Origin of the sequence: Alteromonas sp. McT4-15, assembly GCF_020515205.1 — a bacterium.
Classification (GTDB): domain Bacteria; phylum Pseudomonadota; class Gammaproteobacteria; order Enterobacterales; family Alteromonadaceae; genus Alteromonas.
Window position 1 is genome coordinate 18061 of sequence record NZ_JAJALG010000018.1, and the last position, 18396, is coordinate 36456.

Annotated in this window: 20 protein-coding genes; 8 read left to right on the forward strand and 12 right to left on the reverse strand. The window is 43.2% G+C overall.

Annotation, left to right across the window (positions count from 1 at the left end; all coding sequences use genetic code 11):
• Window positions 1-30: 30 nt before the first annotated feature.
• Genes LHL20_RS13130 through purM form a run of 3 tightly spaced genes read right to left on the reverse strand, consistent with a single transcriptional unit; the run spans window position 31 to window position 2421 of the window.
• On the reverse strand, window positions 31-774 hold the full coding sequence (locus LHL20_RS13130; RefSeq protein ID WP_159624746.1) for a DUF3108 domain-containing protein: 744 nt from the start codon (window positions 772-774) through the stop codon (window positions 31-33).
• Entirely contained in the window at window positions 734-1384 is a 651-nt protein-coding gene (purN, locus tag LHL20_RS13135; RefSeq protein ID WP_159624744.1) for a phosphoribosylglycinamide formyltransferase, read from the reverse strand. Before purN ends, LHL20_RS13130 begins: the two co-directional genes overlap by 41 nt.
• Window positions 1381-2421 (reverse strand): phosphoribosylformylglycinamidine cyclo-ligase, encoded by a 1041-nt coding sequence (gene purM, locus LHL20_RS13140; protein WP_159624742.1) that lies wholly within the window; start codon window positions 2419-2421, stop codon window positions 1381-1383. Before purM ends, purN begins: the two co-directional genes overlap by 4 nt.
• A gap of 334 nt (window positions 2422-2755) precedes the next feature.
• On the opposite strand from purM, the gene LHL20_RS13145 reads away from it, so the two are divergent.
• Window positions 2756-4198, forward strand: coding sequence for a DUF2066 domain-containing protein (locus tag LHL20_RS13145; RefSeq protein WP_226433625.1), 1443 nt, complete (start codon window positions 2756-2758; stop codon window positions 4196-4198).
• A gap of 6 nt (window positions 4199-4204) precedes the next feature.
• The gene (gene hda / locus LHL20_RS13150) at window positions 4205-4942 is read left to right on the forward strand and encodes a DnaA regulatory inactivator Hda (protein WP_226433626.1); all 738 of its coding nucleotides are present in this window, start codon (window positions 4205-4207) and stop codon (window positions 4940-4942) included.
• Between the two features lie 17 nt (window positions 4943-4959).
• On the opposite strand, the gene LHL20_RS13155 is transcribed toward hda, so the two are convergent.
• The 4 genes from LHL20_RS13155 to arsC are packed head-to-tail and all read right to left on the reverse strand — an operon-like array spanning window position 4960 to window position 8290.
• On the reverse strand, window positions 4960-6906 hold the full coding sequence (locus LHL20_RS13155; protein ID WP_226433627.1) for a hypothetical protein: 1947 nt from the start codon (window positions 6904-6906) through the stop codon (window positions 4960-4962).
• A 10-nt stretch (window positions 6907-6916) separates the two neighbouring features.
• Window positions 6917-7336, reverse strand: a complete 420-nt coding sequence (locus LHL20_RS13160) for a DUF2069 domain-containing protein (protein ID WP_226433628.1) — start codon at window positions 7334-7336, stop codon at window positions 6917-6919.
• Window position 7337: 1 nt separating this feature from the next.
• A complete protein-coding gene (wrbA, locus tag LHL20_RS13165) occupies window positions 7338-7937 on the reverse strand; it encodes an NAD(P)H:quinone oxidoreductase (protein WP_226433629.1) in 600 nt (199 codons plus the stop codon).
• Window positions 7937-8290 (reverse strand): arsenate reductase (glutaredoxin), encoded by a 354-nt coding sequence (arsC, locus tag LHL20_RS13170; RefSeq protein WP_159624731.1) that lies wholly within the window; start codon window positions 8288-8290, stop codon window positions 7937-7939. The genes wrbA and arsC overlap by 1 nt, the downstream gene beginning before the upstream one ends.
• 183 nt (window positions 8291-8473) lie before the next feature.
• Here arsC and LHL20_RS13175 point away from each other — a divergent pair, with 183 nt between their 5' ends.
• Window positions 8474-8998, forward strand: a complete 525-nt coding sequence (locus tag LHL20_RS13175) for a TlpA disulfide reductase family protein (protein WP_226433630.1) — start codon at window positions 8474-8476, stop codon at window positions 8996-8998.
• An 8-nt stretch (window positions 8999-9006) separates the two neighbouring features.
• On the opposite strand, the gene LHL20_RS13180 is transcribed toward LHL20_RS13175, so the two are convergent.
• Window positions 9007-10470 (reverse strand): M48 family metalloprotease, encoded by a 1464-nt coding sequence (locus LHL20_RS13180; RefSeq protein WP_226433631.1) that lies wholly within the window; start codon window positions 10468-10470, stop codon window positions 9007-9009.
• A gap of 301 nt (window positions 10471-10771) precedes the next feature.
• Here LHL20_RS13180 and LHL20_RS13185 point away from each other — a divergent pair, with 301 nt between their 5' ends.
• On the forward strand, window positions 10772-11848 hold the full coding sequence (locus LHL20_RS13185; protein WP_159624725.1) for an AI-2E family transporter: 1077 nt from the start codon (window positions 10772-10774) through the stop codon (window positions 11846-11848).
• Between the two features lie 46 nt (window positions 11849-11894).
• Here the strand turns inward: LHL20_RS13185 and LHL20_RS13190 are convergent, their stop codons facing one another.
• Entirely contained in the window at window positions 11895-12803 is a 909-nt protein-coding gene (locus tag LHL20_RS13190; protein ID WP_226433632.1) for a LysR family transcriptional regulator, read from the reverse strand.
• 100 nt (window positions 12804-12903) lie between these two features.
• On the opposite strand from LHL20_RS13190, the gene LHL20_RS13195 reads away from it, so the two are divergent.
• Window positions 12904-13626 (forward strand): CPBP family intramembrane glutamic endopeptidase, encoded by a 723-nt coding sequence (locus tag LHL20_RS13195; protein ID WP_226433633.1) that lies wholly within the window; start codon window positions 12904-12906, stop codon window positions 13624-13626.
• 42 nt (window positions 13627-13668) lie between these two features.
• Here the strand turns inward: LHL20_RS13195 and LHL20_RS13200 are convergent, their stop codons facing one another.
• The 3 genes from LHL20_RS13200 to LHL20_RS13210 all read right to left on the reverse strand — a co-directional run bounded on the left by LHL20_RS13200 (window position 13669) and on the right by LHL20_RS13210 (window position 15135).
• Window positions 13669-13950: a hypothetical protein gene (locus tag LHL20_RS13200; protein WP_202265582.1), complete on the reverse strand. Its 282-nt coding sequence runs from the start codon at window positions 13948-13950 to the stop codon at window positions 13669-13671.
• Window positions 13951-14129: 179 nt separating this feature from the next.
• Entirely contained in the window at window positions 14130-14594 is a 465-nt protein-coding gene (gene bcp, locus LHL20_RS13205; protein ID WP_226433634.1) for a thioredoxin-dependent thiol peroxidase, read from the reverse strand.
• Complete coding sequence (locus LHL20_RS13210; protein ID WP_159624717.1) at window positions 14572-15135, reverse strand: glycine cleavage system protein R; 564 nt, start codon at window positions 15133-15135, stop codon at window positions 14572-14574. Before LHL20_RS13210 ends, bcp begins: the two co-directional genes overlap by 23 nt.
• Before the next feature lie 448 nt (window positions 15136-15583).
• Between LHL20_RS13210 and dapA the strand changes: the two genes are divergently transcribed.
• Genes dapA through purC form a run of 3 tightly spaced genes read left to right on the forward strand, consistent with a single transcriptional unit; the run spans window position 15584 to window position 18310 of the window.
• Complete coding sequence (dapA, locus tag LHL20_RS13215; RefSeq protein WP_159624715.1) at window positions 15584-16468, forward strand: 4-hydroxy-tetrahydrodipicolinate synthase; 885 nt, start codon at window positions 15584-15586, stop codon at window positions 16466-16468.
• Between the two features lie 12 nt (window positions 16469-16480).
• Window positions 16481-17584: an outer membrane protein assembly factor BamC gene (gene bamC, locus LHL20_RS13220; protein ID WP_202265588.1), complete on the forward strand. Its 1104-nt coding sequence runs from the start codon at window positions 16481-16483 to the stop codon at window positions 17582-17584.
• Between the two features lie 12 nt (window positions 17585-17596).
• A complete protein-coding gene (gene purC, locus LHL20_RS13225) occupies window positions 17597-18310 on the forward strand; it encodes a phosphoribosylaminoimidazolesuccinocarboxamide synthase (protein ID WP_202265590.1) in 714 nt (237 codons plus the stop codon).
• Window positions 18311-18396 lie beyond the last annotated feature (86 nt).

Here is an 18396-nt window from a genome sequence, read left to right on the forward strand (position 1 = left end):
TCGGCAGAGTCAATACGATACCAAAAGTGACTACAGCTCAGTGAATGACTTAAGCTTTATGTCACCTTGTTCATCGCCTTCTTTAAACTGTTGTAAACGCACAAGTGCATAGTTTAAAGAAGGAGCAAACCATGCAAACGTCTCACGTTTTTTTGAGTCTCGAATAAGCTTCACCTTCACTGCCTCAATCTTGCCATAGGGCAGGGACAGTGTTTCATTATCTACAACTTCAACGCCGTAATGACGCAACTCACCGCGGTAGTTTACGAAGTCATAAGAGAGTGAAGTTTTTCCTTCTGCCAGCTGCTTAGCAAGGTCTAGACGGTATATTTGATTATCAAACTCACCGTTCCAATCAAAAGTATTGCCATTTTCGACATTAATTTTACCGTTACCCTGATGACTAAACGTGACTTTTAATGCTTTATCTGGCCCAGTACCAGAACGATCGTAAAAGTACTGTGATGGCACAACAGTGTTATCATTTACAGTAAAAATCGAGTGTTCACTGCGTTTATCAGACAGGAAAAACTTAGATACCTTTGACGTATATAGCAGCGAATACTGATTGTTACCTAATTTAGATAACTCTATGCTGGCTTCGCCAACATCATCGTCCCATTTATACGCGGTATACGTTGCCTTGTAGGGCGTAAGCGACAGAGTGTCGCTTTGGGAATCTTGTGCCATTGCTGACAAAGACAGTGTCAGCAATGTGCAACTTACAAGCCCTTTACTCGCTCGCATAACCAGATTCTGGAAGTTCTTGATCATCTAAAACAGCCTTATTGTTTCGCATCTTAAGTCGACCCGCGCTGTACCAAGATAGCACAAGTGGATAAATGCGGCGCTCCTGCTCTTGAACACGCTCGGCTAAATCGCTTGCCGTATCATCTTCAAACACCGGTACTCGGCTTTGAATAATGACAGGGCCACCATCTAACTCGGGTGTTACAAAATGAACGCTAACACCGTGTTCAGTGTCTGAGTTATCAATAGCGCGCTGATGCGTATTCAACCCTTTGTACTTTGGCAACAAAGATGGATGAATGTTCACTAATTTTCCAGAAAAATAGTTTACAAACTCAGGTGTTAAAATACGCATGAAGCCTGCAAGCACAACACAATCGGCACCAAATGCGTCGATTTGTGCTTTCAAGGCGTTATCGTAATCGATGCGGTCTTCATATTGCGTATGATCAATACATACTGCTTCAATGCCCGCTTCTTTTGCACGCTCTAAACCGTAGGCATTTGGACGATTACTGATCACACCACTAATTTGTGCATTCAAACGGTGTGCTTTTATTTCATCAATAATGGCTTGTAAATTACTGCCGTTACCCGAAATTAGTACACATAACTTAGTCACAGCTTCACTCACGCGTTGATCTCTACTTGCTCTTCGCCGTCTTTGGCTTCAATGTCACCAATTACCCACGCGTTTTCGCCGTGCTGTTTAAGTATAGACAACGCGTTGTCTACATCTGCTTCGTCAACAACAATAACAAGGCCAACACCACAGTTAAAAGTACGGTACATTTCGTGGCGCGTTACGTTACCGTTCTCTTGCAACCAAGAGAAAATAGCTGGCCATTCCCATGTAGATTCGTCAATAACGACTTTGGCATCTTCAGGTAGTACGCGAGGGATATTTTCCCAGAAACCACCGCCAGTGATGTGAGAGATTGCGCTAACTTCTACTTCTTCTAATAGTGCTAACACCGACTTGACGTAAATACGCGTTGGTTCAAGCAACTGGTCAATAATTGGTTTGTCATTAAGGTTATCATTAACGTTAGCACCGCTTACCTCAATGATTTTACGAACCAATGAATAGCCATTTGAATGCGGACCAGATGAACCTAATGCAATGAGCTTTTGGCCAGGCTTAACATTTGTGCCATCGATAACCTTGTCAGCTTCAACAACACCCACACAGAAGCCGGCTATGTCATAGTCGCCGTCATGGTACATTCCAGGCATTTCAGCTGTTTCACCACCAATCAATGCACAGCCTGCTTGTTCACAACCAGCACCAATACCAGTTACCACTGATGCTGCAACATCAACGTCAAGCTTGCCCGTGGCGTAATAATCAAGGAAGAACAAAGGTTCGGCGCCTTGAACAATCAGGTCGTTTACGCACATTGCAACAAGGTCGATTCCCACACCATCATGACGGTTGGCGTCCATTGCAACTCTTAGTTTTGTACCAACACCATCGGTGCCAGATACAAGAAGCGGCTTTTTATATTTAGTAGGGAGCTCGCATAACGCACCAAAGCCTCCTAAATTACCTTTCACCTCGGGGCGGTGTGTTTTTTTGGTAACAGATTTAATACGTTCAACAAGTTGATTTCCTGCGTCGATATCTACGCCTGCATCTTTGTAACTTAAAGAGGTTTTATTTTCGCTCACGTTTGGGCCCTGGAACTAAGAGGTAGAAAAACGCGGATTCTACCAGTAAGTAGACACAAGTCCAATTTGTCACAGGGTTTTTATGGTCTTTTTTTTGCAGAAGTTTTTCTAGGTTTTGCCTATTTAAAACAGATGTTGACCAAAAGGTTAGTGCTAAATTGCTGGTATCGAAAAACAATGTGTCACAATCTTTTTCATTTTAAGGATGAAATTAGCCCCAATATAAAAGAGAATAGAAATTTGAAGCGTATTAGCCTTGTGTAACGTAATGATGAAGTTAAATTCATAAGGTGTTAAAGGTAACGGTTTGGTTTTAAAAACGAATGGAGATTGGATGTTAACAATGGTTAAGCGCAACGCTAGTCATTATGTTAGTCGCGTATTTAGGGGCGCAAGGATCGCAGGTGTGTGTGCATTGTTGACGTTAAACGCTGTGCCCAGTGTTTTCGCTGCACAACGTGTCATTGTCAATGAAGCGCACATTGAAGTAAGCGACCAAAGCCAACGCACACAACAAGCCGCATTAAAGGAAGCGCTTAAACAGGTGTTCGTAAAAATGTCTGGAAGCACAGTGGTTCTCGACAATGCAGGCGTAAAAGCGGCACTGCGTACACCCCAAGCGATGTTACGTTCTTATCGTTTCGACTTTGACGGCAATCGCACATATTACGTTGCCGAATTTGATAACACTAAGCTAACAGAGCTGCTTCAGCGTGAAATGTTACCGCTGTGGGGAGACCGTCGCCCAGAAACTATTGTCTGGATAGCGCAGGATGTATCTGATGAAGATAAACGCATTATTCTTGAAGAATCTTCACAATCAGAACTTACTCTCACGTTAAAGCAGACAGCAAAAGAACGCGGCATTCCACTTAGCTTGCCGTTAATGGATCTCACCGACAATGTGAATATCACTACATATGACGTGTGGGGGCGATTTGTTGAACCTTTGCAAACGGCCTCAGTGCGTTATGGCATTGATAACATCATTGGTGCACGGGTGTATAAGAACGATCCTACTGTAATACCCGAGTTACCAGAAACCGTTGTTGCTTCTGGTACGGTCGACTCGTTAGAGGACGTGCTCGACAGTGAACCTGCGCGTATGTCTGATAACAATGTTGAACGTGATACGCCAGAGGGTGTTACCAACAGCAATAGCGATATCAGTGCCGACAGCGACGTAATAAGTGCCGACAGCGATGTTATTAGCGCCGACAGCGACGTCATGAAGGAAACTGAAGTAGGCGACAATGCAGCGTTGGGTATGGCTGAGACGAATGCTAATACACAAACTCAACCGCTGGCCCCATTTACAATGGATGAATTTACTCACTATGCGAAACGTGCAGACGAGGGTGATTTTGCATTGGATTGGGTGTTTATAGGTGGCGGCAAAGTGAGTTATGGCAGTATCTATGGCGACACACCTGAATTACTTGCCAGTGAACTTGTCGATGCGTATTCAAATTATCTATCCTCTTTGTATGCCGTTGTGGGTATAGATGCCTCTAAGCGCGAAGTGCTAACCGTGTCTATCGCAAATGTAGGAACCATTGGCAGTTATGCGAGTGTTAAAGCCTATCTAAACAGTTTGAGTGTTATCGAAAGCGCGACATTAATTGAGCAATCAGGCACGGTAGCGACTTTTGCGCTCACATTAGTAGGTACGGTTGACGACCTATTAAATAGTGTTCGACTTGAGACGAAATTGCGGCCAGTCACTGATGCACATGGCGAATCAGTGGAAGGGCACAGCTTTTACTGGAGTAATTAGAAAAGCATGCAATTACCTTTGCCAGTGACACTGCCCATCGACGAAAACTTTGATAGTTTCGTCAATGTAGGCAATGAAGAAGTGGTGGCGCTACTTGAGAACATCGTTATAGCGCTCCCTGACTGGCGTCATGCACAAGGGCTAGGGCATTTGTCCACACTCAAACTTCCCCTAGTTACTTTGCTCGGTGCGTCGGCTATCGGTAAAAGTCATTTGTTGTTTGCTACGTGCCATCAACTCGCTGAAAAATCAGTTAATCACTTGTATCTTAACATGAATGATTTTCAGGCTTGGTCTTACGATATTTTCGAAGGGCTCGAGAATTTATCAGTACTTGCCCTTGATAATGTCCATGCCATTGCGGGTGATGAAAGATGGGAAGAAGCACTCTTTGACCTGTTAAATCGCGTGAGTGAAACACAGCATACGCTGGTAATATGTACCAGTCATTTAGGACCATCAAACCCTGCATTTACACTGCCAGATCTGCGTTCTAGGCTAGCGTGGGGTGTTATTTACCACGTTAATCAACTTGATGATGCAGGGCGTGAAGAAGCCGTGCGACTAAGAGCGGCCGAAAGAGGGCTTAAACTGTCAAATCAAGCGCTACAATTTTTGCTGAATCACAGTGAGCGCGACTTAAAGAGCCTAATGGCCTTATTGGCAAGATTAGATACACGCTCGTTGCAAGAACAAAAACGTTTGTCAGTGGCAATGGTTAAACGTGAACTAGGCCTTATTTAACCCTTTATTAGAAGTGCTTACTGATATTTGCCGTTATCAATGCGTCTTATCATTTCTAATTCATCACTTACCGTAAGTGTGTTCGCTCTGTCTTGTTGATTGTGAGATGCGTTACTCTCAACAACATCAGACTTGTTATTTGATGACACACCAAACGACACGGTCTCACGCCATGATCTATCAGTTGGAAGCATAATAGGAGAGGGTAGGCTCGCTTGAATGTCAGGTACATTGAGATTGGGCAGTATGCGGCTCACTGCGTAGTCTACTCTCGGTTTTACGTTTTCGTCACTTACCCGGTTACGCTGACCCCATGTAATGGTAAAGCTACCATCATCAATACGCTCTTGAGCAAATAATCCAAGGTCGGCGCTGACACCCAACCGATACAACATCATGAACCGCTCAAAGAGGGTGGCGATGTCTTCGCGCTCAGTATAGTAAGAATAAAACGATACTGCGCCGTCAGTTTCGAACCAATTGGCTATCTGTAAAGCGGTGTAATTACGCTGCGCTGCTGTGGCTGTTTGGCCTCCATAGCGAACTTGGGCAACAGCATGTAGTTGCGATGAGGTGAGTGGCAACGCATTAGATAGCGATGTAGAAATCGGTGCGGCATCATTGTAAGCGGAAAGTGGGCTCTCGCTAGGGGCTAGGTTGTCCCATTCTGTGTAATCAAAGAAGTCATTGGCGTGACCAAGTTCGTGATATAACAGCCACGTCAGTGCCGCTTCAACTTCACTATTACTTCGAGAGAGTCTATCAGCAGCGTTAAAACTTGTTAAAATGGGAAAGTAATACTCTCCCTCTTTTGTATAACGCCAACTACTCGTAAAATCTAAGTCGCTACCAAATCCGCTGCGATAATCTGGGCGTGTATTGATGGTGTCGCGTTCTTGCGGTGTGCGCCAAAAGTTGTTTGCGTCTAAATAAATTGCCCCAGTAGCAACCCAATAGTAAGAAGGTCTAATATCGTAAGATATAACTACTGCCGTTGTTGCTCTAAGCAGTTTAAGCATGTCGTCTTTGCTTTGCGATGTTTCTAAAAAACGTTTAAACGCATCACCCATCCAAGGATGCGACACATAGGTTCTATCTAAAATATCATCAACAGAAGGAGACTCTGTTTCTTGACCAATAAGCGGGAGAGTTGAGAAACGACAGCTACTTTTTACTTGGTTATTGTAAACGCATTGGCTAAGTGCTGATGCATAAGGGCTATCAGGCCTGTACGGTTGCATATGGCTGCTTACCGTTTCATTCGTGTCGTTATCGACAAAGAAACCGTCAAGGTCAACATCAACGTTTTTGACTACCACTGAGGCACTATCACTGAGTTGGGTCCCGTTTGATAATGTTAGGGTCGCGTTTATGGTAATAATACTGTCTGCACTAACACGCGGTGCTTGAAAATAGATGTTATGGCTTATATCACCGTCATCGAATGAAAACCCGTTAACTTGTGGTCCGCGAGTTTGTGTCCAATCAATGGCGGTAACGGTAAGACCGTTAAGGTTTTGGGTATTTACTGATAAAGATACACGGCCGCCTTCAGTGGCTTCATGACCTAGGCGTAACACCGCCAAAGGTTCATTCGAATTGGTTACTGATAATGTAAGTACATCATCTAACCGGCGTCCATCGTCTAAGGTTAATTCAACACTTACTACGTAGTCGCCTGCACGTTGTGCGTCAAAACCTACAGCTTGGGTATGTGCACCGAGCGGCGGTGAATCTAGGTTTGTTACTTGCCAGGCAATAGCAGTAATCTGTCGCCCTGATGGGGCTACTACAGCAAAATCGACACTATCACCGACGCGAGCATCAGTTGGGCCATCTATAGTAATGCCTGTCGGTGAGTCTGTTACAGGTGGAGAAGCTGGCGAATCTGAACCCGAGCCACCACATGCGGCGATAAAAACAAGTCCAAACCCCGCAGCAAGGTAAATACGCCAGCTCTTCATAACTCTACCTCTATTGTTGGCCCTCAAAGTAGGCTTTCTCTTCTTTCATTTCTTCTTTGAGTTTCTTGAGTCCTAAACCAAGTTCTCTGCCGCGCTTACGTGCAAAAGCGCTACAGCCCACAAACATACCTGTGCACAAAATAATCTCTATGATCGCATACCAAAATTCGGCGGGAACAGCGTAGGCAACAGTGCACCCGTGAATAAGATAAAACAAAACGACAAAGTTTGCCCATGCGTGTGTGTAGGGTTTACCTTTAAGCACGCCCCAATATGGGAGCAGTAGCGGTAGTATGTAAAACAGAGCAATAAAAATAGGTGAATAGGTGTGCTCCTTGGTAAAAGTAAATTGCCACAATGTTATCCAAACGATAAGTAATGTGTGACTAACTAATGCGAGATAGCGAAAGAAACGCGTATCGGGTGCCATATTATTTCTCCGAGGGTGCTTGTTGGCTAAGTACTTTTGCAAAGCGCGCTAGCCGTTTGCCTTGTGCCATACACAACGCTTTTTCGTCGTCGCTCAATTGTTGCGGGTTGGCAAAATCATGGTGTGCCACATGACTAACGCCGTAAGGGCTGCCACCTGTCGTTGTACTGTGTAGTTCGGGTTCACTATAAGGTAAACCACACACTACCATGCCATGGTGAATTAGCGGTAGCATCATAGATAACAGCGTAGATTCTTGACCACCGTGCATCGATGATGATGACGTAAATACACATGCTGGCTTATCAATTAGCGCGCCTTTAAGCCACAAACTGCTTGTTGAGTCGAGAAAGTGCTTCATTGGCGCGGCCATATTACCAAACCGAGTTGGACTCCCCAATGCTAATGCGCTGCATTGTTCCAACTCTTGTAGTGTCACTGTTGCAACGGGTGAGCGATCATCGTCTTCGCTTGGGTTTAAGCTTGGCACAGTACGTACAATAACAGGCACATCAAGCGCGCTCACGCCTTGTGCTATGGCGTCGGCAAGGCGCTTTGTACTGCCATTTCGACTGTAGTAAAGCACGAGAACAGGTGACATTATAAAATATCCAGTACTGATTCTGGTGGGCGGCCAATTCTGGCGGCATCGCCATTAATTACAATAGGTCGTTCGATGAGCTTTGGTGTTGTTGCCATCGCCGCAAACAGCTGCTGGTCAGTCACGTTACTATCACCTAAATTGGCCGCTTTGTACTCGTCTTCTTTGGTACGCATCATCTGGCGAACTGATTCAAGATTAAGTTTTTTAAATATGTCCTTAATTTCCGACTCCGATAAGGGGGCTTTGAGGTACTCAACGATAACGGGCGTGACGCCTTTTTCTTCTAGTAGCGCAAGGGTTTGTCTGCTTTTGGAGCATCGCGGGTTATGAATAATAGAAACATCTGTCATGGTTATTCTCATCGTTAGTCTTGTTTAACACGTTGATTTGTTAAGTTGTTGATTTAGTCAACCTTGATGCCACATAGTATACCTATATTTAAATAGTTGTTTTTGACTAAATGCATCTGGCAATATGAAAGAAATGAGTGAAGCGATGTGTCGTCATCTCGAAATGAATACAAGGGTGTATGAGTGAATAAATTGGTTAGAAAGCTCGGTATGTTGGCACTTTTACTTTGTGCTGGCGTTGCTGGGGTCGCGAGCTATCAGCTCTTAATCGCGCCGCAACAAAATAAAATACAGCATGACTTTCGTATTCTAAGTGGTCAAAAATACACATGGGGCGATTTAACCGAACACTGGGTCGTTATTAATTACTTTGCTCCTTGGTGCGCACCATGTTTACGAGAAATGCCGGAATTAAACGCGTTTAATAGACAATTGCCAGAGAATACGCTTTTGTTCGCAATTAATTACGATAGAAAGAGTGAGAGCGACCTTAGCGAGATGGCAGAGAAGTTCAATATTCATATCCCTATCATCGTTGCAGAGGATAGTACCGTTTTACCTATGCAAAAGCCTTCTTACCTGCCAGCAACATTTATTATTGGGCCTGATGGAAAAGTAGCAGACACGATAATGGGAGAGGTAACATCGAAGGAAATAAAACGCCGCCTTACAGAAATGCAAAGCGGCGTTGTCACCATAAGCAAGTAACGCGCATATTACAGACGTTGTAAGCGTTCTTCTTGATCCCTAAATTGCTTTATGCGCGCTCGAATGCGTTGTTTTTGTAGGTGGTCATCACCGGCAAAGTTATAGGCATACTGCAATTCGTCTACCGCACGATTATAGGCACCGTAAAGGGCGTAGACCTCCGCTTTGCTTTGATGCATCTGAGAAAAGCGTTTGGCTTTTTGATACGCTTCACTCATTAATTGATGGGCAATTTGATAGTCTTTTTTCACTAATAGAAAATCTTTAAGTAACTCTATTGCGGCATCATATTTCTGAGCACTAATAAGTGCATTAGCCTGATTTAACGCCAGTACTTGATTTCGAGGGTTATGCGTAACATGAGGCTCAAGCATTTGAACAGCTTTAAGCGGCTCGCCAAGTGAGATATAGATATCTGTCATCGCGTCTAGATAAAACAGATTACTGGGATCATTGGCGAGTAGTTTCACCATAATGTCTTGCGCTTTTTCGGTTTCTTCAGCACGCAGGTAGGCCAGTGCCAGACCATACATACTGGCTTCTTTGCTGCGCTGAACCTTTTGTTCAACGGATGCTTGAAAATATTCAACGGCGTAATCGGCATCAAATGAATAGCGTGCTTTGATACGTGCTTTCGCTAGCTCAAACTGCTTATTTATCGGTAAGTTGCGGCGCGGATAATCGTCAGCACGATTTCTTGCATCAGCAATACGCGTTTCGGTTAATGGGTGAGTGAGCAGGCGTGCAGGTGGTCTTGAAACCATGCGGTACTCTTCCGCCATTGTTGAGAAAAAGCTTGCTGCGGCTCTTGGATCAAATCCCGCCCGTGCCAGCATGGTAATTCCAATTCTGTCGGCCTCTTGCTCATTGGTGCGCGTATAGTCAATCTGCAGTTGAGCAGACGCCGCTGAGCCAGCTTGCATTGCGGCAATACCCGCTTCTGGATTTGCCATTGCTATCAAGATACCGCCAATCATAGACGCAATTGCCAAAGGTGATGAGCGTTGTTGCGCTTGCATTCGTCGCGCAATATGGCGCTGGGTTACGTGTGAAATTTCGTGAGCAAGTACAGATGCTAGCTCGCTTTCGTTTTCCGCTCGACGCATTAAACCCGTGTGTACGCCAATGTGACCACCAAAAAATGCAAACGCATTAATAGCATCATTGTTTACCCAGAAAAACTCAAAGGGAAATTTAGCATTCTCGGCATGCACTACAAGGCGGTTGCCCAAGTCTTGCAAATACTCATCAAGTACAGGGTCTGAAATAAGGGGGCTTTGACCGCGCATTTGACGCATTACCGCATCTCCAACGATCATTTCCTTATCAAGCGATATAGCATCAGATGCTACAACACCTATTTCTGGGAGTGCATTTTTATTGCTGTAATTGGCGTCTTGCGCTATGGCCGTTAGGCTTGCAGTAAGCGCAAAAGAAAGGGCAACCAGAGATGTTGAAATCTTTTTTATCATGAACCTACAAATTCTGAACACGTTATTTTGCTAACTACTTAGAGCGCTAAGTTGTTAAACAGTTTCAATTTTTATCGTTTCTTTTGTGCATTTACTCGTGATTAACACAGTTATACCACTATCAGACCTATTTAGTAACACGCTCATCGACAATTTACGTGAGATTTACCGCGTCAAAACAGACTTTGAATAACATCATACCAGTTTGATTTTCAAAGATTCTTACACTCTTCGTATTGCTATCAACTAGCGCAATAAACTATGATGCCTGTCCTATTCTTTGGTTTATCTAGGCGACATTATGATTAGCGTTTTTGGTCGATGGTACCGACGCAAATTTTCCGATCCTGATGCAGCAATGCTGCTAATACTGATCCTTTTCACCACTGCAATTTTATTGCTGTGGGGCGAACTAATCATGCCAGTACTGGTAGCGGCAGTCATTGCCTATCTGCTCGACTGGCCGGTGACACGACTGGTCAATATAGGTGTAAGCCGCACTTTATCTTGTGCCGTTGTATTGATGGGCTTTATCACCCTAACGATATTCACCCTCATAGGTCTAGTGCCGATTATTTCAAAGCAAAGCGTAAATCTTATTCAGGAAACACCATTAATATGGCAAAAAGCACAGGAATGGATCTTAACCTTACCTGATAAATATCCTGACTATGTGCAGGTTTATCAAATTCATCAAATGATGGAAGGTCTGAATGATAAATTGGTAGAGGTGGGTGAGACATTGATCTCTGCGTCTTTTAGCAATATCGCAAATTTGGCAGCGCTATTGGTATACGTGATTTTAGTGCCTCTCATGGTTTTCTTTATGCTGAAGGATAAACTGTTTTTCCTCGACAGTATTTCACGCCTTCTACCCAAAGAACGTCGCCTTATTACGCAAGTTGGCCATGAGATGAATTCTCAGATTGCCAATTATATCCGTGGAAAGGTTATTGAAATCATCATTGTAGGCGTGGTGAGTTGTGTCACCTTTGTCTTAATGGACTTACGATACGCCATATTGCTGGGTGTGTTGGTAGGGTTTTCGGTATTAATTCCCTATATCGGCGCCGCGGTTGTCACCATTCCTGTAGCGGTAGTGGCTATGTTTCAGTGGGGGATAACCCCAGAGTTTTGGTATTTGATGATAGCCTACGGCATCATTCAGGCCCTTGATGGTAATTTATTGGTACCATTATTATTTTCAGAAGCGGTAAGCTTACACCCGCTTTACATCATCATCGCCGTTTTGGTATTTGGTGGATTGTGGGGGTTCTGGGGTGTATTTTTTGCCATTCCATTGGCAACGCTTGTTAAAGCCGTGGTCACTGCTTGGTCGAGTAACCCTGTTGTGGTCACTGAACCGGTAGAATCATAACGGCAACGGAATAAAAAAGGGGCAATGAGCCCCTTTTTTAGTGGTGTTAAGCGTTTGCCCATATATCCCGCTTAGCTAAGAAAAAGTCAATGAATGCTTTCACTTTTGGCTGATGGTGCCTTACGTTGTGATAATAAATAAAGACTTTCGCTTCTTGCCACCAATAATCCTCTAGTACTGGAATAAGTTGCTTTGCCTTAACGGCATCGTCGATTTGTTTAACATCGTCACCGGCATTAACTAAACCAAGCCCTGCTATGGCTAACTCTACCATTCCAGTTACGCTGGCAACGCGTTGGTTCAGCGTACAGTAAATAGGGCTCCCACGCTCTTGCAGCACTAATACGTTTGATGGCTGATTATGAAGGTAACCTACAATGTCGTGTGAGTCTAAATCATCAGGGTGAGACGGTAGGCCACGTTTTGCAATGTAATGTGGTGAGGCATAAACGCCATAGCGTGAAGTCCACAAATCTCTGCGTTTTAGGTTAGGGCATTGCTCGCCTAAATACTCGCCTATCCCCCAAAAAATATCGTAATCGTCTTCTGCAATATCAATAAGCGATTCTTTGACATCAAGCTCGACATTTATATTGGGGTATGTATCGAGGAATAGTGGTAACCAAGGAACGATTGTCTCGTCACACAACATCGGTGATTGAAACAATACCCGAAGTGTTCCACTTACAGTGCCTGATACTTCGTCAAGCCAGTTAAGCAATGATGCTTGGCTTTGCGCTAGTTTCTCTGCTTCATTTTTAAACTTGTAGCCAAACTCTGTTAGCGCTATACGTCGTCCAGTGCGGATAAACAAAGGATGCCCGACGCGTTCTTCTAACGATCGCATTTGTTTACTTAGGGCCATTGCGGATAAGGATTTTTTGTCCGCGGCCTTTGATATTCCACCCAGTTTAGCTACCAGCAAAAAAGAATCGATGAGCTCAATCTTTATCATAGTAAACTTTTAGTTTAGTTATCATAAAATAGAATATTATTTATTTAATATGATTGGTCAATATCATAGGCAACGATTACCCATTTAGGCGAACTACACTATGATGTTTATCGAAGTACTCTTGTTATTGTGTTTTGCATTATTACCAGCCATTGAACTTATTGATTCAGGGAGCACGAAGCAAAGAATAACAACCGGCAAAATAACCAAGGTGCGGGCTTATCAAGAAACGATACTACTATTGCTTGTGCCCACCTCGTTGCTTTTCACTTTAATGGCTCTCGGTGACGTATCGGCGCATGAGTTGGGATTGGTCATAGATTTTAACGTATCGCAATGCCTTGCTTTTTTAGGGGTAGTAGTGATCGTTGGTTATCTATTAATAAGTTTTCGTAGCGTGGTTGATAATGAGAGGGAACTAGCCAAAATTGCGAAACAACTCAACGGGTTCCACTATTTACTTCCAAGTAATGTAAATGAAGCAAGATGGTTTATCGGTGGTGTCTCTGTGTGTGCAGGTGTTTGTGAGGAACTACTTTTTAGAGGCTATCTATTGCACGCGTTGGATGAATATATTGGTTTACCTTTATCAGTCGTAGTATCGAGTGCTTTATTTGGCTTGTGCCATGTCTATCAAGGTTGGAACAATGTATTGCGGACAGCGCTTGTCGGCGCGGTATTGTCGATAATTTACCTTTTAAGTGGCTCTCTTTATGTGGTTATTATCCTGCATTTCTTACAAGATGCGTACGTAGGGCTCTTATATTTTATTACGCAAAGAAAACACGCTGATAATTACAGTTCGAGTTATTCTAGCCGGTAAAAAAAGCGGTAAAATAGAGCGCCGATATCACTGCGCGTCGCACTATCTACATGTTTCCTTGATGATGCGTTTTTGTGTTTCCATGTCTTCCTTATTTTCTTTCGATTGCGCTACAACAAGGTCGACTTTCGCGTTATTACATTTTTCAGATAGTGTTTTGCTCATCAGATAGTTTTGGTCGCGTTGTTGCTGTACAACACCGCGCAGGCCGTTATATTCAGTTCTATTCTCTGGCGCTCTGTCTTCTTGGTAAGCGGGAGCCTGAGCACTAGTGCAGCCAGTAATAGCAAGAACTAAAAAATAGAGATAATGGGGTTTGAACATAGCTTTCAAATGCAACAATTGTTGTTTCAAAAATTAAATCGAATAGCAATGTTAACCAAGTTGTTTTGATTAATTAAACCGATAGTACAAAAGGTGAAACGAAAACGTGAGCTTTGGAGCGTAGGTAAAAAAAAGCCCCTTCAAACGAGGGGCTTTTAATACATAGTGCTTAGAATTATTTAGCTATTCAAGTAGTCTAAAACAACAATGTGGTGTTCTTTCGTTTTAAATTTATTAAAGACATGTTCAATGTCACCGTTCTCGTCAATCAAAAACGTTAAACGGTGAATCCCGTCATATTCCTTACCCATGAACTTTTTAGGGCCCCATACGCCAAACGCATCTGCAACAGCATGGTCTTCATCGGAAAGTAGCGTAAAGTTTAAGCTCTCTTTTTCGATAAATTTAGGCAGTCGTTTTACGGCATCAGGGCTTATCCCTAAAACCACGACATTTTTCGAAGTCAACTCATTGTTGATATCGCGTAAGCCCTGCGCTTGAACTGTGCACCCTGGTGTCATTGCTTTTGGGTAAAAATAAACGAGCACTTTTTTTCCTGCAAAATCTGCTAGCGAAACCGTTTCGTCATTTTGGTTTTGCAATGAGAATTGTGGTGCTTTATCACCAGCCTGTAACGTTTTCATTAGGATCCTTTTTCTGTTTATCGACAACTTTACCTGTGACATTTAACGTAGCAAACAGGGCCATTAGATCAGATTCTAAGGCATCTAAGTTATCCGATGCGGGTAAAGACACCACAAATTTGCATCGCATGTTGTCTTTGCCAGTCACTTTATCTTTAAATGTGCGCTGTCTAAACGCGCTAATCATGGCATGGCGCTCGGCAAAAAAGCCCGTAACAGACTTAATCAAGCCTGCTGCATCTTCGCCGCTAAACTCTACATTAAATAAGTGTTCTAAATTTTGTTTTTCGTGATGGCTCGTGCGCTTCATCATCGACAACAGATCAAGTCGCTGAAACAACGCTGGCAGTATACATTCTGCCTTTGTAATCGCACTTTGTGTTCCCTCGATTATCATTGTAAGCGAGAACTCGCGTCCGTAAATTGCCTGTCGGCTATCGAGAATATTACATTGCGCCTCAGAAACCGTGCTGGCTATTTCGCTGAGAATGCCACTCTTGTCTGTTCCCAGAATAGTGACAATAAGTTGGTGTTTTGACATCTAGTATTCTTCAAGCTCAAAGGCACAATGGCCGGTGCTGTTTTAAAAGCGTGTAAATTGTCAGATATCCACCTAACATCGGCGACTGGCATAGTCTGTGTTTTTATTTAAAAGCACGGTGTAGCGCCAATCGTTTTTTGACAAATTGCACACGAAAAATTTATACGTTGGTTGGTTTAACAAGCTGCCGATAGCAAATTCGCTATAAAATCACCATGACTTGTTATACCTACAAAATGAGCTTCAGTTAACAAGGGGATGAAATTTATACAACACCAGTTAAATTCCCTAACTAGCAAGATGTTAGCACAGAGTTTTTTTATAAGTCAGTGCCTTTTTCAACGCTTTGAATAAGATATTGTCAAATACTTGTCATTTTACGTACGCTATCACTTGTGTTTAAGCACTGACGTATTTAACATGTGCGCTCACATTTTGCGGAGAGATTATGTTTACTGGTAGTTACGTAGCACTCGTCACGCCGATGTTTCAAAACGGCGATATTGATTACAAGTCTCTGGAGAAACTTGTAAAGTTTCATGTTGAGCAGGGTACCCACGGCATTGTATCTGTTGGGACAACTGGCGAATCTGCGACACTTCCTTTTGATGAACACGTAAATGTGGTTAAAGAAACGGTGGCGATGGCCTCTGGTGCAATTCCGGTAATTGCAGGAAGTGGTGCTAATTCTACCGCTGAAGCGATTTTTCTTACTGAACAGTTAGGTTCGGTAGGTATTGATGGCTTTCTAAGTGTAGTGCCTTATTACAATAAGCCACAACAAGCCGGAATGATAGCGCACTTTAACGCTATTGCAGATGCAAGCGATCTTCCCGTTCTTCTATATAACGTCCCAGGCAGAACTGTTGCCGATATGCTGCCAGAAACTGTTGCAGAACTGGCAAACCACAAAAATATAGTGGGCCTTAAAGACGCAACAGGCAGTATTGCTCGCCTTAAAGAAACACAACCTCTTGTTCCCGACGATTTCGTGCTACTAAGTGGCGACGATGGCACAAGCGCAGAATTTATGTGTGAAGGTGGACATGGGGTCATTTCCGTTACGGCTAATATAGTGCCGAAGGCGATTGCACAAATGTGTGAAGCTGCACTTAATAAAGATTTTGATAAATGCCGCGATATTGACAGCACGATTTCGTTGCTTCATAGCGAGCTATTTATCGAGCCAAATCCAGTAATGCCCAAATGGGCATTATATAAAATGGGCATGATGGAAAGCGCAGTTATGCGATTACCTATGGTTTTACCGGAACTATCAAGCCAAAAACGTATCGAAGAACTACTAAAAAAATACGCATTGATTTCTGGTTAATAAGGAACACAGATGAATAGAACGCTGGCTATAGCAAGTTCAGTGGCGATGGTTGCACTTGCAGGTTGTTCAAGCCAAACAGATAGAAAGACCGCGTCGGGTAGCTATGAATATTTAAAAACTCAAGAACAAAAAGTTTTACAGGTACCTGCCGATTTAGATTCTCCTAATTTTTCTGATGAATTCGCTTTACCACCATTAGGTAAAGACGCTGATGCCACGCTTGTTGGTAAAACACTAGCAGTTCAGTCTCCTGCTTTGGTGTTGCCGTTAGTGACAGGATCTCATGTCGAAGAAGGTAAAAACTCTGCAACAATTTGGTTTGACCAAGTTGACGACAGCCAGCCGCTAAGTCAGGCTATTTGGAATTCACTTTTAAGTTTTCTCGATGAAGAAGGCATTGGTGTTGACAGCTTCAGCCCAGAAGAAAAACTACTGATCACAGACTGGATGATCATTACCAAAGAAATTGATGGTCCTTGGTATAGCTTTATTGACGAAGAAAGTGAAATTGGACGTCGATTCGAATTTAGTCTAGACGTTAAACCACATGGGCGCAGTGCTGCACTTACGGTAAAGCTCAAAGACTACATGCAAACACTAGGCAACGACGTTGTTGCAGATGTGTCTTCAATGCAAGAGCGTCGTGAAGAAGTTGAAGTACTAAACCAAGTTATCGGTCACTACGAATATCAAATCCAGTTGGCTGAAACTCGCCGAATTGCAAGAATTCGTCAGGGTATCAACACCGAAATGGGCTTTAACGCCGATGGTGATGCAGCGTATGTCGTTGACGCCAAATATGATGTCGTTTGGCCTAGAATGCTGTTGGTGCTAAGAAAGCTTGGTTTTGACGTTAAAGATTTAGATAAATCTAACGGCCTGTTGTTTGTGACCTATAATGGTGATCAAGGCAGCTGGTGGGACGGTTTATTTTCAGGCGATAAAAAGCTACTTAAGAAAGGCGATTATCGTTTGAAAGTTGCTCAAGCTGGTGCAGAGCGCACTTCAGTAACTTTCATGAACAATGAAAGTGTACCGTTTGAAGCAAATCAGGTTTCCGACCTTTACAGTGCATTTGCTGAGGTCATGTCAGAAGATAACCTTGATATATAACTGAGACTGAGAATGGAAAAACGCGATGAGCTTTACCGCGGTAAAGCAAAAACTGTTTATTACACTGATGATAGCGACAAGCTAATTCTACACTTTCGCAACGATACGTCGGCGTTTGATGGTGAGAAGATTGAGCAGCTTGAGCGTAAGGGTGAAGTAAACAACAAGTTTAATCACTTTATTATGACTAAGCTTGAAGAGGCAGGCATTGCAACGCAAGTTGAAGCGCTTGTTTCTGATACTGAGTCTTTGGTTAAGAAGCTCGACATGATCCCAGTTGAGTGTGTAGTGAGAAACTTGTCTGCTGGTTCACTTGTCCGCAGACTTGGTGTGGAAGAAGGCAAAGAGCTTAACCCACCTATTTTCGAGTTTTTCCTCAAAAACGATGCACTTCATGATCCTATGGTCAATGACTATCATATTTTGTCATTTGGTTGGGCAACTGAAGCACAAATTGCTGAAATGAAGGCATTGACGTTTAAAGTAAACAGTGTGCTTAAGCAGTTGTTTGATGATGCAGGTATGCTTCTTGTTGACTATAAACTTGAGTTTGGCGTTGATAAAGATGGCAATATTGTACTCGGCGATGAATTCACGCCAGACGGCTGTCGTTTGTGGGACAAAGAAACCCGTAAGAAAATGGATAAAGACCGTTTTAGACAGGGGTTAGGTTCAGTCGTTGAAACCTACATTGAAGTGGCAGAGCGCTTAGGGCTTTCGCTTTAACGGCTGCGCAAATAGTCGAATTGAAAAGAGGACCATAGCGGTCCTCTTTTTGTTTCTACAATTATTTCCATTTAATCATGTGTGAC